General features: G+C 34.2%; 13 protein-coding genes. All 13 read right to left on the reverse strand.

All coding sequences use genetic code 11. The features are described from left to right. Positions 1 to 5: 5 nt before the first annotated feature. The 13 genes from hisC to K5V07_RS07865 all read right to left on the reverse strand — a co-directional run bounded on the left by hisC (position 6) and on the right by K5V07_RS07865 (position 15,907). On the reverse strand, positions 6 to 1,055 hold the full coding sequence (gene hisC, locus K5V07_RS07805; protein ID WP_221917023.1) for a histidinol-phosphate transaminase: 1,050 nt from the start codon (positions 1,053 to 1,055) through the stop codon (positions 6 to 8). After that, positions 1,045 to 2,337, reverse strand: a complete 1,293-nt coding sequence (gene hisD, locus K5V07_RS07810) for a histidinol dehydrogenase (protein ID WP_221917024.1) — start codon at positions 2,335 to 2,337, stop codon at positions 1,045 to 1,047. The genes hisC and hisD overlap by 11 nt, the downstream gene beginning before the upstream one ends. Positions 2,338 to 2,424: 87 nt before the next feature. Then, the gene (gene hisG / locus K5V07_RS07815) at positions 2,425 to 3,282 is read right to left on the reverse strand and encodes an ATP phosphoribosyltransferase (protein ID WP_144890860.1); all 858 of its coding nucleotides are present in this window, start codon (positions 3,280 to 3,282) and stop codon (positions 2,425 to 2,427) included. 269 nt (positions 3,283 to 3,551) lie between these two features. Further along, positions 3,552 to 4,055: a hypothetical protein gene (locus K5V07_RS07820; protein ID WP_221917025.1), complete on the reverse strand. Its 504-nt coding sequence runs from the start codon at positions 4,053 to 4,055 to the stop codon at positions 3,552 to 3,554. Between the two features lie 53 nt (positions 4,056 to 4,108). After that, a complete protein-coding gene (locus K5V07_RS07825; RefSeq protein ID WP_221917026.1) occupies positions 4,109 to 5,227 on the reverse strand; it encodes a VIT1/CCC1 transporter family protein in 1,119 nt (372 codons plus the stop codon). Positions 5,228 to 5,241: 14 nt separating this feature from the next. Further along, entirely contained in the window at positions 5,242 to 6,357 is a 1,116-nt protein-coding gene (locus tag K5V07_RS07830) for an efflux RND transporter periplasmic adaptor subunit (protein WP_221917027.1), read from the reverse strand. Positions 6,358 to 6,367: 10 nt separating this feature from the next. Then, on the reverse strand, positions 6,368 to 10,702 hold the full coding sequence (locus tag K5V07_RS07835) for a CusA/CzcA family heavy metal efflux RND transporter (RefSeq protein WP_221917028.1): 4,335 nt from the start codon (positions 10,700 to 10,702) through the stop codon (positions 6,368 to 6,370). A 66-nt stretch (positions 10,703 to 10,768) separates the two neighbouring features. Then, positions 10,769 to 12,154 (reverse strand): HAMP domain-containing sensor histidine kinase, encoded by a 1,386-nt coding sequence (locus K5V07_RS07840; protein WP_221917029.1) that lies wholly within the window; start codon positions 12,152 to 12,154, stop codon positions 10,769 to 10,771. A 6-nt stretch (positions 12,155 to 12,160) separates the two neighbouring features. Beyond that, a complete protein-coding gene (locus tag K5V07_RS07845; protein WP_221917030.1) occupies positions 12,161 to 12,823 on the reverse strand; it encodes a response regulator transcription factor in 663 nt (220 codons plus the stop codon). A gap of 24 nt (positions 12,824 to 12,847) precedes the next feature. Next, positions 12,848 to 14,224, reverse strand: a complete 1,377-nt coding sequence (locus tag K5V07_RS07850; protein ID WP_221917031.1) for a DUF3570 domain-containing protein — start codon at positions 14,222 to 14,224, stop codon at positions 12,848 to 12,850. A 38-nt stretch (positions 14,225 to 14,262) separates the two neighbouring features. After that, complete coding sequence (locus K5V07_RS07855; protein WP_144890877.1) at positions 14,263 to 14,475, reverse strand: DUF4266 domain-containing protein; 213 nt, start codon at positions 14,473 to 14,475, stop codon at positions 14,263 to 14,265. A gap of 11 nt (positions 14,476 to 14,486) precedes the next feature. Beyond that, the gene (locus tag K5V07_RS07860) at positions 14,487 to 15,473 is read right to left on the reverse strand and encodes an FAD:protein FMN transferase (RefSeq protein WP_221917032.1); all 987 of its coding nucleotides are present in this window, start codon (positions 15,471 to 15,473) and stop codon (positions 14,487 to 14,489) included. Then, positions 15,470 to 15,907 carry a thioredoxin family protein gene (locus K5V07_RS07865; RefSeq protein ID WP_221917033.1) on the reverse strand — a complete coding sequence of 146 codons (438 nt, stop codon included), beginning with the start codon at positions 15,905 to 15,907 and terminating at the stop codon, positions 15,470 to 15,472. Before K5V07_RS07865 ends, K5V07_RS07860 begins: the two co-directional genes overlap by 4 nt. Positions 15,908 to 16,000: the final 93 nt, after the last annotated feature.

The raw sequence follows: 16,000 nt of genomic DNA on the forward strand, positions 1-16,000 counted from the left end.
AAGGTTTAAAGTTGTTTTAACACCTCAATTAATTTTTTATTTTCTTGTTCTGTTCCTACTGTCAAACGTAACGTATTTTCGCAAAGTGCTTGTGTAGTTCTATTTCGAATTACAATTCCTTTTGCAATTAATTCAGCGTATCTTTTATTAGCATCATCTACTTTTACTAAGATAAAATTAGCCTCTGTTGGATAGATTTTTTGAACAAATTTTACATCAAGTAAAACTTTAAGCAACTCTTCTCTTTGCTCTATTATTGAATCTACTTCAGATTTAATAATATCTATATTTTCTAATCGCTCTAAAGCTCTTTTTTGAGTAAGTTCGTTTACATTATATGGTGGTTTTATTTTATTCAAAACCGAAATTACTGTTGCAGACCCGTAACAAACTCCCAATCGGATTCCAGCTAAACCATATGCTTTTGAAAGCGTTTGCGTAATGATCAAATTAGGATATTCATCTAATTCATTAATCCAACTGTCCTTTTTAGAAAAATCAATATAGGCTTCATCAATAACCACTAACCCTTTAAAGTTTTGCAAAAGATACGCTACACTCTCGTCAGAAAACGAATTCCCCGTTGGGTTGTTTGGCGAACATAAAAATATCATTTTGGTATTGGCGTCAACCGCTTCCATGATTTTTTCAATCTCTGGCTGAAAATCTTCGGTTAAAAGAACTTCTCTATTTTCTACTGCGTTCAAATTGGCCAAAACACCATACATTCCGTACGTTGGTGGCAATGTAATTATGTTGTCTATTTTTGGTTCACAAAAAGCTCTAAAAAGTAAATCAAGTACTTCATCGCTTCCGTTTCCTAATAAAATCTGATTTGATTTGACAACTTTTTGCTTTGCCAAAACCTCTTTTACATTCGCTTGCTGTGGATCTGGATATCTATTTACTCCATTTTCAAACGGATTTTCATTGGCATCCAAAAATATCATTTCGGCAGTATCAAAATCCTCAAATTCATCTCGAGCAGATGAATAGGGCTTCATGTTTTTTACATTTTCCCGAACCAAATTATTGATATCAAAATTATTTTCCATTTTCTATTGCTTTTAATCGTAGTGTAACTGCGTTTTTGTGAGCTTGTAAACCTTCGGCATCGGCCATGATTTCAATAGCTTTACCAATATTTTGAATTCCTTTTTCAGAAATTTTTTGGAACGTCATTGCTTTTGTAAAACTATCTAAATTTACACCACTATAGTTTTTTGCGTACCCGTTTGTAGGCAAAGTATGATTGGTACCAGATGCGTAATCGCCTGCGCTCTCTGGGGTATAATTTCCTATAAAAATAGAACCTGCATTTTCTATTTCGTCAATATAAAAATTATCGTTGGCGGTGCATACAATAAAGTGTTCTGGTCCGTATTCGTTTATTAAATCCAAAGCAATTTCATCATTTTCGACAAAAATTAATTTGGAGTTGGCGATAGCTTTTTCGGCAATTTCTTTACGTGGTAATTGCTCTATTTGAAGCTGAATTTCATCTTCAACGGCATCAATCAGTTTTTTAGATGTTGAAACTAAAATAACCTGACTGTCTGCTCCATGTTCTGCTTGCGATAATAAATCGGATGCTACGAAAGCGGGAACCGCTGAATCATCAGCAACAATCAGTAATTCTGAGGGGCCTGCTGGCATATCGATTGCTACGCCAAATTGTGTAGCCAACTGTTTTGCAACGGTTACAAATTGATTTCCAGGCCCAAAGATTTTATATACTTTAGGAATCGTTTCTGTACCAAATGTTAATCCTGCAATAGCCTGAATGCCTCCTACTTTTAAAATTTTTGTAACTCCGCACAAATGTGCTGCAAATAAGATGGCAGGATTAATTTGCCCATTTTTATCAGGTGGAGAGCATAAAACAATTTCTTTACAACCTGCAATTTTAGCAGGAACAGCAAGCATCAACACTGTTGAAAACAAGGGCGCTGTTCCTCCCGGAATATACAAACCTACCTTTTGAATAGGTCTTTTTTCTTGCCAGCATGAAACGCCAATTACGGTCTCAACAGCAACACGCTCTGTTTTTTGAGCACGGTGAAAAGCCGTAATATTAGCCTTTGACAAAGCAATTGCTTCTTTTAACTCTTGCGGTACTGCTGAGATAGCCTCTTGAATTTCAGCTTCAGTAACAATCATTGTGCCTACTGTAACGCCATCAAAAAGCGAGGTATATTTGGTCACAGCCTCATCCCCTTTTTTCTGTACCTCTTTGAAAATTTCTTTTACAGTAGCTTCAATATCATCTACCGTTTTTGTAGGTCGTTCTAAAATACTAGACCACGTTTCTGGTTTTGGATTGTATATTTTGTTCATTGTATTATTTTTAACCGCAAAGTTCACAAAGGTTTTCGCAAAGTTCGCAATGAATTTTTTACTAAAATAAGTTATACACTAAAGTCTTTACAAGACCATTTTTTCAATTGGGCATACCAAGATACCTTCGGCTCCAGCCTCTTTCAACTGATCGATAACATCCCAAAAAGTATCTTTATCAATTACAGAGTGTACACTGCTCCAACCTTCTTGTGCCAATGGTAAAACGGTTAAACTACGTAATACCGGTAAAATTTTACCAACTGCTTCAATCTTATCATTAGGAACGTTCATCAAAATGTATTTTGACTTTCTAGCTCTCAAAACCGACTCGATTCTGAATTTCAACGTGTCGATAATTTTTTGAGATTCTGGACTTACTTTTGGAGAAACAGCTAAAACTGCTTCACTTTTAAATATAACTTCAACTTCTTTTAAATTATTTTTAAACAATGTACTTCCGCTGGATACAATATCTACAATAGCATCAGCAAGACCAATGTTTGGAGCAATTTCAACCGAACCTGAAATTTGGTGAATGTCAACCGTAACACCTTTAGAATTAAAGAAATCCAATACCGTTTTAGGATACGATGTAGCAATGCGCATTCCGTCAAGATCTTTTACAGATTTGTATTGAAAAGATTTAGGCACAGCAACAGATACTTTGCATTTTGAAAACCCTAATTTTTGAATAACTTCAATATTTCCGCCTTTTTCAACCAATAAATTATCCCCAACAATGGCGATATCTACTACGCCATCCATTAAATATTGTGGAATATCTGAATTTCTTAAGTAAAGAACTTCAAGAGGAAAGTTAGAGGCTTCGGCTTTTAATTGGTCGATTCCGTTATCAATGGAGATACCAGCATCTTTTAGAATTTGAATGCTGTCCTCGTTTAAACGACCTGATTTTTGAATTGCAATTTTTAATGTACTCATTTTTTTGTTTTTTGTTTTTTTAGAATGATAATGTTTGAGTACAATTTGAGGTAATAAAAAACCCGTTTGATGTACTCAAACGGGTTTTTAAATATGATGATTTACATGCATATCATTAACACATCGCTTGAGAGCAATAATGAAAATGATGATGATGTAATTGTATTGTAAACATGTGTTTTATTTTTCTTTGCAAAGATAAAGTCTTTTTTAATTAAAAAGCAATTAATACTTTAACTTAATATTGTTTTTTTGTTAAAATACTTTTTTTATTCCTTTTCCTCCTCATTAGCAGGGGTTATTTTCTCTATGTTATTGTCTACAGCGGCACTATCGGTTCTAATTTCAGTATGACGAACTTCACCTCCTGTTGTACCCGTTTGCTGCGCAAAAAACACGGCAATGATTGCAACTACTGTAGCAATATATGAAACTAGCTTCGCTTTTGGTTTGTTTTTCAAATTAGAATAGAGACCAAACAATGATGTAATTGCCAGTGCATACAAAACAATTGCTAATTTTTCAGCCATTTCCTCGTGTTCATGAATAATTGCTTTTCCAATTCCAGCGAAATCTTCCACCATTTCCTCTGCTCCTTCGCCGGTAGACATGCTAAAAAAGCCAAAAACAGCTGAAATAATAAATAATACATAAGCTGTATTTTGAACGGATTTGTTATTAAGCACTATTCCAGCGATTAAAATTCCGAGTCCAAGGATTGTTCCAATAATAGGAAAGTGGTTTACAACTAGGTGTAAGTGTGCATCATTCATAATTTTATAGTTTTAGTTAGTATTTGTTAATAATATGTGATTTTTTTAGAATTTTATCCTGCCAAGGATACGCCAATTAACGAACCAATTCCGTAGGTAACTGCTGCAGCTAACAGACCGAAAGCCACTTGTCTGAATCCTGAAAATAAAATGCTTTTTCCCGTTAACAAAGTTATGGCTGCTCCTATCCCAAAAAGCCCAACGACACTGCTTCCGACACTTAATAAAATGGCATTTTTTCCATCTAAAATCATAAATGGATACAATGGAATAATTGCTCCGATAGCAAATAATACAAACGATGCTATAGCTGCTTCCCAAGCTGATCCTCCTAACTCTTCTTTGTCAATTCCTAATTCCTCCGTGATAATGGCATCAATCGCTGTTTGTGGATTTTCAAAAGCTTTGTCAGCTAATTTTTGTGCTTCGACTGCATTCATCCCTTTGGCTTGATACAATAAAACCAATTCTTTTTTTTCTTCTTCGGGAGAAGCTTCTAATTCTTCGGTTTCCAAATCAATTTGGCGTTGGTTTAATTCTCTGGAACTTTGTACCGAAAGCCATTCGCCCAACGCCATTGATATCGCACCAGCCAAAAGTCCTGCAATTCCGGTTAACAATATCGTATCATTAGAAACGGCTGCTCCGGCAACTCCCATGACCAAACTCATATTAGAAACCAATCCATCATTAGAACCTAAAACTGCCGCTCGTAAGGCATTTCCTCCTACGGATTTATGCCTGCTTTCAAATTTAGACAGCAGCCCCCCAGAAACATTTAGAGCAGCATTATTATTTACAGCTTCAATGATATTTAGGTGATTGTGCTCAAACCCGGTTGGTTTTTCACCAGTTTTAATTTTATTTCGAACCCAATTTTCGGCAAACTGTTTTTCTATTGAAGATAAGGAGCTAATTATCGAACTGTATCCAAAAATTTTACCCAACTTCAATTGAAATTTGGCTCTACCTGATGGCATAGGCATGTTGAAATTGGGTTCTATGGTACGAACTTTATCTAACATGTGTTTTGCATGTCCTTTCTCGATTTCGCCTAAGCTTAGTAAAACTCTCGAAAGATTTTCATCAGACTGAATGGCAGCAATACTATCGTACAAAAAGGCGGTATCAACCTCTGTTTGCAATTGATCTTTAAGTTTATTCAAGTCCATTATTTCATTTTTTATTAATTAACCAAATCAAAAACTCCTTTTGTTAATAGTCTTGATGAAGCAGATATTGCAGCATTTGGCAGTATTTCGACAAACTTTTCAGACTTCGATCCAATAGTTACACTTACTTTCTGGAACGAATACCCGTTTTTTTCATTCTTGACTAAAAGTACAAAATTTTTATTATTTTCTGTCACCAATGCTTCAGCAGGAATCGCTAAACCTTTTTTAGAATCGATAATTATTTCAGATTCTACAAACATGCCTGTCAACAGTTTTTGCTTTATAACATCGTCTAAATGTCCATGAATATTAATCGTTCTGTCATTTCCTTCAATAGATTTTCCTACCAAATGTACTTCGGCATTAAAAACTTCTTTGGATGCTTCAGGAACTTTAAAATGTATTTTTTGGCCAATTTTTACATTCAAAATATCTTTTTCAAAAACGGCTAATTCTAAATGCAAGTGATCAGTATCGACAATTTCTAAAATCACATCCGAAGGTGCTACATACATACCTACATTGGCATTCATAATCACAATATCACCCGTTATTGGAGAAAAAATAGTAATTGTTGAAGTCAAAATTCCTCTTTCAACATTTCGAGGGTTAATGTTCAAAAGCACCAATTTAGCACGTAAACTTTGATGCATTGCTTTGGCTCTTTTATAGTCGCTTTCGGCTTTTAAGTAGTTTTTTTGCGAAGTAATTTTCTCATCGTACAAGGTTTTTTGGCGGTCATATTCTGATTTCAAGAAATTAAGTTGCTCTGCAACTTCCATATATTCTTTTTGAATATCTAAAAATTCGGTATTTTGTAGCGTTAATAAAGCTTGTCCTTTAGTTACTTTATTTCCTACCAAAAGCGTCGTCGATTTTACGTAACCACCCATAAAAGTGTTTACTTTGGCTCGGTTTTGTGGCGGCACATCAATTTTTCCAGATGCTTTTACTGTTACTTCAAAATCCTGTTCTGCTGGACTCCCGATCTCCATTCCTGAGGTTTTGAATTGGGTTGCAGATACTGTAATTAATCCGTTATCTTTTGGTTCTGATTCTTCCTTTTTCGATTCTTTACAAGAAAATAAAACAAAGGATAAAGCAATTATATAGAGAGATTTTTTCATTAGTTGTATTTTAAAAATTTAGGTATTGTAAATCTAATTGGGTTTGGTTGAATTGTAAGATAGTATCTAAGTAATCCACTTGAATTGTTGTGGCATTTTCTAGACTTTGGATGTATTGGAAAAAATCGATCTCACCGTGTTTATAACTGTTATTCCCTACTTTAATAATCTCATCCGATAATTTTTTGCCATACGTATTGTAATAATTTATGGCTTCTTGATGTTTGGCTAATTCGTTCTTTTTTTGATTAATGTACTTTTCTATTTTTACTTCTTCATTTTGTTTTTGTAGCTCCCAACTTTGTAATTCTAGCTGTGCGACTTTACTTTTAGCAACTTGTCCCGAGAATAAAATCGGTACTGCTAAACCAACTTGAAAACCATACAACGACTGTGATAAACCGTTATTTCTTCCTTGAAAATAATCCAAGTTAATATCCGGTAGCCAATGTTGTTTTTGCAGCTCTATCTGGTTTTTATAATTTTTAGTAACACTTTCTAAATAAGCAGTATAAAATAATTTACTTGTTGCATCAATAAAAGTATTTAGAGGCGTAATTGAATTACTATTTATTTTTATTATTTCATCACTTTGAAGCAAAGATTGCAACAGCTCGTATTGTGCTTTTTTGTCATTCTCAATTTGCGAAAGCTTGGTTCTTATTTGTCTGAATTTAGCTTGAGCCGTAATTTTTTCCAGATAGTTGGTTTCTCCTAATTCAAAACGTCTGTCGCTTGCTTTAGAGAAATTTTGGTACAAACTATCTAAATACTGATACAGTTTTTCTTGATGTTGCAAATAAACGATATGCTGATACGATTTAGAAACAGCTAAAGAAAGTTTGTTTTTTTGAATATCAAAATTGGCTTTTTCCCTTTCATATTCAGAAGAAAATACTTTTTTCTGCGCTCCGTACACCGTTGGAAAAGAAAAACGTTGCTGTACACCAAATACTCGTAAAGGTTCGTTATTGAGTGCCAAATTATTTTGATCGTAACTATAATAAATATTGGTTTTATCAAAAGTATTAGCCGTTTTAATGTTGGCTTTTGTTTTATCCACTTGCAATTGAGCCGCTTTAATACCTTTATTGTTTTGCATTGCTTTCGACAATAAACTATCTAATTCTGGATTAGTATTTTGTGAAAAAGCAAATGAAGAACTCAGCATTAGCATAATGATAAAAGTTGCATTTTGAGTTTTCTTTAGTTTCGCTTTTTTGAAAGACTGATTCTCAAAAACTTTGTATAAAATAGGCAATACAATCATCGTTAAAATAGTTGCCGTAAACAAACCGCCAATAACAACCGTTGCTAAGGGCCGCTGCACTTCGGCTCCTGCAGAAGATGAAATTGCCATAGGTAAAAATCCTAATGCAGCAGCCGCAGCGGTTAATAAAACCGGACGTAATCTATCGGTGGTTCCTTTTAAAATTAATGCATCGATATCTTTCATGCCTTGGTGTTTGAGTTCTTTAAAATGTTCGATTAGGACAATTCCGTTCAATACGGCAATTCCGAAAAGCGCGATGAATCCAACGCCTGCCGAAATACTAAACGGCAAATCACGTATCCATAAAAACAAAACGCCGCCCACTGCTGACAAAGGAATCGCTGAATAGACCATTAACGCCTCTTTCACGGAGCCAAATGCAAAATACAAAAGGATAAAAATCAAAAATAAAGCGATAGGAACTGCTATCATCAATCGGGCTTTAGCGCTTTGTAAATTTTCAAATTGTCCACCATATTTCACGTAATAGCCTGATGGTAATTTGATTTTGTTTTCAACAATTTTCTGAATATCGGTAACTACACTCTGTAAATCACGATTCCTAACGTTGATTCCCACTACAATTCTCCTATTGGTATTATCTCTAGAAATTTTCGCAGGACCTTCAGTATATTCAATAGAAGCCAGTTCACGCAATGGAATTTGTCCGGCATTTGGAGTTGATACATACAAATTACGTAAATCCTCAATGTCTTGTCGGTTGGTTTGATCCAAACGCACGACCATATCAAAACGTTTTTCGCCTTCAAAAACAGTTCCAACGGTTTTTCCGGCAAAGCCAAGGGCAATCATTTCGTTCAAATCGGCAATATTCAATCCGTAACGGGCAATTTTAGAACGATCATAAACTACGGACATTTGCGGTAAACCTTTCGTTTTTTCGATGATAATATCCGAAGCACCTTCTACTTTTGCAATTGCATTTTTAATTTCCTCTGCTTTTTGAGCCAAAATACCCAAGTCTTCGCCAAAAACTTTAACCGCTACATCAGATCGGGTTCCCGAAATTAATTCGTTGAAACGCATTTCTATCGGCTGCGTAAATTCGATTTCCATATTCGGAATTTGATTTTCTAAAGCTTCTTTTATTTTATCTGCCAATTCATCTTTGGTAGCAGCCGAAGTCCATTCTGATTTGGGTTTCAATTTCACAATGACATCGCTTTCTTCCATAGACATGGGATCTGTAGGCACTTCGGCAGCACCAATTCTACTGACAACCTGTGTAACTTCTGGAAAATTTTTAAGGATTATTTTTTCAATTTTTGTAGTTATTGCAATCGTCTTAGTCAATGACGTTCCTGTTTTTAAAACGGGCTGAATCACAAAATCACCCTCATCTAATGTGGGAATAAATTCTCCTCCCATCGTTGCAAATAAGCCTGCAGCCAGCAATAATAAACCAAGAGCACCATATAAAACCTTTTTGGTATTGGCTATAGCCCAACTAATAATAGGCAAATACCACGAATTCAACTTATGAATTAACTTATTTGAAATAGAGTTTGGATTTTCCTCTTTTGGTTTCAAAAACAATGAAGAAACGACAGGAACGTAAGTAAAACAAAAAATCATGGCGCCTAATAAAGCAAAACTAAACGTCATTGCCATTGGTTTGAACATCTTACCTTCGATTCCAGATAAGGACAGAATTGGAATAAAAACAATCAGAATAATCAACTGGCCAAAAATAGCCGAATTCATCATTTTGGAAGCGCTTTTATAGGTGATTTGATCAATCTCTAGCTGGCGTTCTTCCTTACTAAGATTCCCTAAATGAGCGGATTTACTAGCTATTTGAAAGGCAATAAATTCAACAATAATAACAGCACCATCGATGATAATTCCAAAATCTATCGCTCCTAGACTCATCAAATTGGCATCGATACCAAATATATTCATGAACGAAATAGCAAACAACAAACACAACGGAATTACAGAGGCCACTACCAAGCCAGAACGCCAGTTTCCTAGCAATAGCACCACAACAAAAATAACGATTAAGCATCCTAAAATCAAGTTTTCGGCAACGGTAAAAGTTGTTTTTCCTACTAATTCACTTCGTTCTAAAAATCCGTTTATGTAAACCCCTTCAGGCAGTGATTTTTGGATTTCGGCAACTCTGTTCTTAACATCATCAATAACTTGTTTAGAGTTTCCGCCTTTGAGCATCATTACTTGTCCCAAAACTTTTTCACCTTCGCCATTGCCAGTGATGGCACCAAAACGGTTGGCATGACCGTAACTAATTTGCGCTACATTCTTGATGTATACAGGCAAACCATTATTGTTTTGGACTACAATATTGCCAATATCTTCCAATGAATTTACTTTTCCTTCACCTCTGATGAAATAACTTTGATTCACTTTTTCAATATAGGCACCACCCGCAATACTGTTGTTTTTTTCGAGAGCGGTGAAAACATCAGCGGTCGAAATATTCATGGCTTTTAAACTCGATGGACTAATTGCAATTTCATATTGTTTTAAAAAACCACCCCAAGTATTAATCTCTACAACACCTTTAATTCCAGATAACTGGCGTTTTACTACCCAATCCTGAATGGTGCGTAAATCTGTTACAGAATAATTGTTTTTAAATTCTGGTTTTACTTCTAAAGTGTATTGGTAGATTTCGCCAAGTCCTGTAGTAATTGGACCCATTTCTGGTGTTCCAAAACCTTGCGGAATTTTTTCGGAGGCTGTTTTAATTTTCTCTGCGATAAGTTGTCGTGGAAGATACGTTCCTAGATTTTCATCAAAAACAATGGTAACAACAGATAAACCAAATTTCGAAATCGATCGAATTTCCTTTACTCCAGGCAAATTAGCCATTTCTATTTCAACCGGATAAGTGATAAATTGTTCAATGTCTTGTGTAGAAAGGTTACGTGAAGTTGTAATTACCTGTACTTGGTTATTGGTCACATCTGGAACAGCACCGATTGAAATTTGGAAAACAGAAAAGAGACCAAATCCAAAAATTCCGATTGTGAATAGTAAAACAATGAGTTTGTTTTTTAAACTGAAAGCAATTATTTTTTCAAGCATTATTGATCTTTTTTATACCCCAAAAGTAAGGTTGAAAGATAACAAATTCCTTAAGAACTACTTAAGTTATGCTTCAAATAATCTTAAAATAATAGTGGTTCCTTTATTTTCTTGACTAGCAATTTCAATATCAATGTTGAGTAAAGTACATAATCTTTTTACAATAGAAAGTCCTAAACCAGTACCTTTAATTTCGGGATGACTACTGGATTGAGATCTGTAAAATTGATTAAAAATTTTATCCACATCTTCAGCAGGAATTCCTATCCCGGTATCACTAATTTGGCATTCAATTATATTGTTAACTTCTTTCAAAACTATTGTTAAGCTTCCGAATTGATTTGAATATTTTAAAGCGTTCGAAATTAAATTATTAATTACTATCGAAAATAAATAACCATCTGTTTCTGTGTAATGTTCCGCAGCAAAATTGGTACTAACATTGATTTTCTTGCTTTGAATGATCGATGAAAATCGAGAAATAGTATCTAAAAATAAGGCATTTAAGTATACTTTTTCTGTTTTTATCGTCTGCTTTTGATTTTCAAATCGTGCCAGCAATAACAATTGATCTACTAAATTATTCAAGCGGTTTACTTCATGAACACAAAAGTTTATTTTCTCAGTATATTCAGCATGCTCTCTAGGTTTTCTTATCAACACTTCAAGTGTTCCTTTAATCACAGTTAACGGTGTTCTGAGTTCGTGCGATGCATCAGAAGTGAATTGTTTTTCTCGTTCTACAGCGGTTTCAATGCGGTCTAACAAATTATTGATTGTTTGTGATAAAACATACAATTCATCCTGCTGTGGAGGTAGCGATATACGCGATGATAGATTGTCTTTTGTTATATCATTGGAGGTTGTTATAATAGAACTGATGGGCTTTATAAATCGACCAGCAATAAAACGAGCTAGAAAAAAAAGTACAATTAAAATTATGGGATAAGTAATAATCAATACTTCAGATATATTTTCGAGTACCATTGTTGAATCCTCAAGAGACATAGCAACGATTAAATATCCAATAATTTTAGATTTATTGTAAATAGGAACTTGTATTTGCCTGATGGCACTATTGGCTAAAGTGGTGTCAAAAAGTACATTTGCACCATACTTTGAATTAAAAGACAAAGTAATTTTTTTAAGATTCGGTGATTTTTCTATTAATTTTCCATTTTGATCTATAAATTGAATAAAAACGGGATTCACATCAAGTGTATTGTGTTCGCGCTCCTTCCACTCCTCTTTGTGAATCAAATGAAATGAATTACCAACGATTTCAATTTCACTTATATGTTTGTCCGCTTCGCTATTAATATCAGTATTGACATGACTGTACACACTAAATCTTACAATAGAATATATTATACAAAACACCACAAAAATCAATAAAGCAGTGGTGACAATATAATTGAAAGCAATTCTATTTTTAAATGAAAGTTGTTGCATTTTTATTTAATCATTAGCAATATAGCCTACTCCTCGGACAGTTTTTATATTGTCTTGTTCATTTTTTAAATTCAATTTTTTACGAATAGCATTCATAAAAACATCAATAACACCAGTGTCATATTCAAAATGAATGTCCCAAACATCTTCAATAATTTGTGTTCTGGTACAAACTTTACCTTTATTTTTAATTAAGTAAGTCAGAAGCTCAAATTCGCGTTGTGTAAAAGCTACCTCCGTATCGTTTACTACTACCTTATGTTGGGCAATATCAATTGTTATGCTTCCCAATGTGAGTTTTGTAATCTCACCTTGATTCCTAAAATGGATCTTAATTCGTTCTAATAATTCGTCAAAACTAAATGGTTTTTTAATATAATCGTTGGCTCCTGCTTTCAAACCTTCAATGGTTTCTTGAACCGTATCTCTAGCAGTTAAAAAAATAATAGGTGTTGTATTGTTTTTCAACCGAATGGCTTTACAGAGTTCTAAACCTGTCATTTTTGGCAACATCCAATCTAATAAAATGAGGTCAAAGTTTTCCTTTTGAATTATTTCAAATGCAATAACGCCATCAGCAGCGCTGCTTACAGTATACCCTTCCTCCTCTAATCCTTGTTGCAAAAACTGAACAATTCCTGCCTCATCCTCAACAATTAATAAGTGCATGTTTTTTTTTTGTAAAATTAAGCTTTATTGCATTATAAATTTAAATGCAACAGTTGCAATATCGGCTGTTAGATTGTCACTTCGTTTATAATGATTGAATCTAAAATCAATATTTTTCAATCCAAATTTCCAAACTTTAGCAGCTGTAAAAATATCTGTATAATTAACCCCAAAACCATATTGATTGGCATCGAAAGTAGCTAAATCAGCATCTGAGGTATAAAATTTTTCAGTTGACAAATGGGTTTCGTAAGGAGCATAATACTTAGACTGAGTTTGTGTATAATACCTGTACATTGGGAATACCGTAAACTTCTCCGTCAGTTTTACTGGAACTTCAATACTCGCTGTATGCGATTGTATGTCCCAATTATCTGAATAATAGCGGTAATAGGTTCGCAAAGCAACACGTTCATTTACATAATAATTCAATCGTGCTCCAATTGGAAGTTTAAAACGAGTATCAGGCAATCGCTCTATATCATCGGCTAATTGATAGGCTCCTTTGTTGCTTTCATTGGTGTAATTAGCAATATATTGAGGCTGTCCTACATAAAAATTTGCTTTATCAGCAAAATACATTCTATGATATGGTGAAGATAAAAGTCCTTGTTGTTGCAACAGGTCAAAGAAAAAAGAAACTTGTAATTTCTTGGTCAAAACCTGTGAAAATCCAAATGAAGCGGAAAATGAATTCCTATTTACTGCCGTAACTGGCTTGAAAGCACTTGGTAAATAAGCTGTCGATGCTTGTCCATTTTGATCCCAAATAGTTCTACCATTAAAAATACCTTGATTTAAAAACCCATTTCCATTACTATCAAAATCTGATAACTCTTTAGGGTAAATAGGTCTCCATTGGTCTAAATACGCATTAACTTTTACGCTAAGTTCTGTGTTTTTTTCATTGAACAAACGTGCTACTCCACCACCTACCCCAACAGAAGTGTAATCATACTCATTAGAAAAAGACACATCTCCGTTCCAAATAACATCTCGTGAGTCACTACTATGGCTGTAATTAGCAACAATTGATGTAAGCTGATCGCTTTGTGACGCACCTGAAGAAGCTTGCCAAGGCGTGCTATTTGCAGCGTCATAAGGATTTATATTACTAGAGGAAGCTGACGAATATGCCGAAATACCCAAATCAATAGTCAAAACATCGTCATCGTTTAATGGCATTGCCACTACAATATTTGAAGCGACATCAGAAAGTTTTTCAGAACCAAGTCCTCCCGAAACAGCGGATCTTGAGCCATTTTGCGTATAATAACTTGCCAAAAAATCAACTTCGGTAGTTTCTAATACGCGCTTTTTAAATACAGGTTCCTTGGTTGTATCTTGTGCAAATGCAGTTGCTGTTACAATTAGCAAGAGTGCTATAATTTTTATCTTCATTTTAATTGAATTGCTATTAAAGTCAAATATTTGCAATGTTAATTACAACCACAACCACCACCCGATTTACCGCCATTGGCTCCAGCTGAAGCTTCACGGTATATTTGAAAAGAAGTTTCGTAACGCTCTGCCATTCTCGCTGATAGTTTCATATCAGGATCGTTAATTTTTTCTTTTTCATATTCCTTTACAGCACTACAAGATTGCAAAACAAACAATCCTACTAGTATTAATCCTAATTTCTTTATCATTGAACTACTTTTTAATTGATTGTATTTTTTGCATCTATTCCTTTTGATGAATGAATTTTACCTTTATCATCTACAATAATGCATTCTATTCCTTTGATTTGATTGACTAAATCCAAACCAACGTCTACTCCTAGCACAAAAATTCCCGTAGCTAAAGCATCTGCAATTTCTGTTTGCTTTGCAAATACAGACACACTTACAATTCCCGTAGCTGGATATCCCGTTCTTGGATCAATGATGTGTGAGTATCTTTTGCCATTAAAAACAACAAATTTCTCGTAGCTTCCTGAAGTCTCCACCGCGCTATCGGTGAGTGGAAAAGTGGCGAAAATTTTATTTTTATTTACGGGGTTTACAATTCCCACTGTCCAAGGTTTCCCGTCAGGTTGCTTTCCCCATGCATTGATATCTCCCGAAACATTTATGATTCCTGACAAACATCCTTTAGAAAATAATAAACTTTTTATCTTATCGGCTATGTATCCTTGTCCTATTCCTCCTAATCCTAATTTCATTCCTTCAAATTTCAGAAAAATAGTCTGCTCTTTAGGATCTAATATGATGTTTTGATAGCCAATTTTCGATACTGATTGTTTGATTGCTTCTTCAGTAGGCATTACTTTCATCGACCCATCAAACTTCCAAATTTTATCCATAGAAGCATAAGAAATATCAAAAGCTCCATTAGTTAACTTCGAAATTTTTATAGCTCTTTCGACCAATTCAAAAACTTCAGCATCGACTTTAACAGGTTTTATGCCCGCATTTTTATTGACTTGAGAAATTTGAGTAGTGGGAATCCAATCTGAGATTAAATTCTCAATTCGTTTTGATTCAGCTATAGCCAAATCAATATATTCGTTGGCAACAATTGTATCTTTTGCAACAGCAGTAACCTCAAACGGGCTCCCTAACATAAACAACTTGCGTTTGTGAATGATTTGTGAATGTGCCGAAAGACTACAAATAACTACTATTAAGAAGACTATTTTTTTCATTTTTGTTCGAAAGAATGAATCAATTTAATATACTCTTGTGGACTCACGTTCTTATAACCACTAATTCCTAATACTGAACCTGCAGGATTTAATAAAAGTACTAGCGGAAAATTCCCTGCTTTGTTGTATTGATCAGCTAACTTTTTATTGCTTTCCGTTAACTCTGCTGGTAATAAATTGGCTTTTTTCTTTGGAAAATCAGCTTTGTAAATCACCCATTTTTGAGCAGATTCTCTTTTAAACTCTTCAGATTGCCAAATGGTTTTGTCTAATTTTATACAAGGAGCACACCAATCCGATCCTGAGAAAACTAAAAGTATGTTTTTATTTTCGGCGGCTGCTTGAACTTTCGCTTCTGTAAAAGATGTTTTCCAGCTTTGAGAAAAACCTATTGTTCCTATCATAAGGAATAAAACAATACTGCATTTTTTCATTTGAACTTGAATTTGAATTCTTTGTAAAATTATTTATTTTATTGATTACTAGTTTGTCTAACGGCTATTCTTAAGTTAATATTAATCTTATTA

The organism is Flavobacterium sp. CHNK8 (genome assembly GCF_019774515.1).
Classification (GTDB): domain Bacteria; phylum Bacteroidota; class Bacteroidia; order Flavobacteriales; family Flavobacteriaceae; genus Flavobacterium; species Flavobacterium tiangeerense.

Bases quoted from the DNA above. Each gene is read 5' to 3' on its own strand.
- K5V07_RS07820 (WP_221917025.1), bottom strand. From the start codon at position 4,055: ATGAATGATGCACACTTACACCTAGTTGTAAACCACTTTCCTATTATT.
- K5V07_RS07855 (WP_144890877.1), bottom strand. From the start codon at position 14,475: ATGATAAAGAAATTAGGATTAATACTAGTAGGATTGTTTGTTTTGCAA.
- K5V07_RS07865 (WP_221917033.1), bottom strand. From the start codon at position 15,907: ATGAAAAAATGCAGTATTGTTTTATTCCTTATGATAGGAACAATAGGT.
- K5V07_RS07830 (WP_221917027.1), bottom strand. From the start codon at position 6,357: ATGAAAAAATCTCTCTATATAATTGCTTTATCCTTTGTTTTATTTTCT.
- K5V07_RS07825 (WP_221917026.1), bottom strand. From the start codon at position 5,227: ATGGACTTGAATAAACTTAAAGATCAATTGCAAACAGAGGTTGATACC.
- K5V07_RS07850 (WP_221917031.1), bottom strand. From the start codon at position 14,224: ATGAAGATAAAAATTATAGCACTCTTGCTAATTGTAACAGCAACTGCA.
- K5V07_RS07860 (WP_221917032.1), bottom strand. From the start codon at position 15,473: ATGAAAAAAATAGTCTTCTTAATAGTAGTTATTTGTAGTCTTTCGGCA.
- hisG (WP_144890860.1), bottom strand. From the start codon at position 3,282: ATGAGTACATTAAAAATTGCAATTCAAAAATCAGGTCGTTTAAACGAG.
- K5V07_RS07840 (WP_221917029.1), bottom strand. From the start codon at position 12,154: ATGCAACAACTTTCATTTAAAAATAGAATTGCTTTCAATTATATTGTC.
- hisD (WP_221917024.1), bottom strand. From the start codon at position 2,337: ATGAACAAAATATACAATCCAAAACCAGAAACGTGGTCTAGTATTTTA.
- K5V07_RS07845 (WP_221917030.1), bottom strand. From the start codon at position 12,823: ATGCACTTATTAATTGTTGAGGATGAGGCAGGAATTGTTCAGTTTTTG.
- K5V07_RS07835 (WP_221917028.1), bottom strand. From the start codon at position 10,702: ATGCTTGAAAAAATAATTGCTTTCAGTTTAAAAAACAAACTCATTGTT.
- hisC (WP_221917023.1), bottom strand. From the start codon at position 1,055: ATGGAAAATAATTTTGATATCAATAATTTGGTTCGGGAAAATGTAAAA.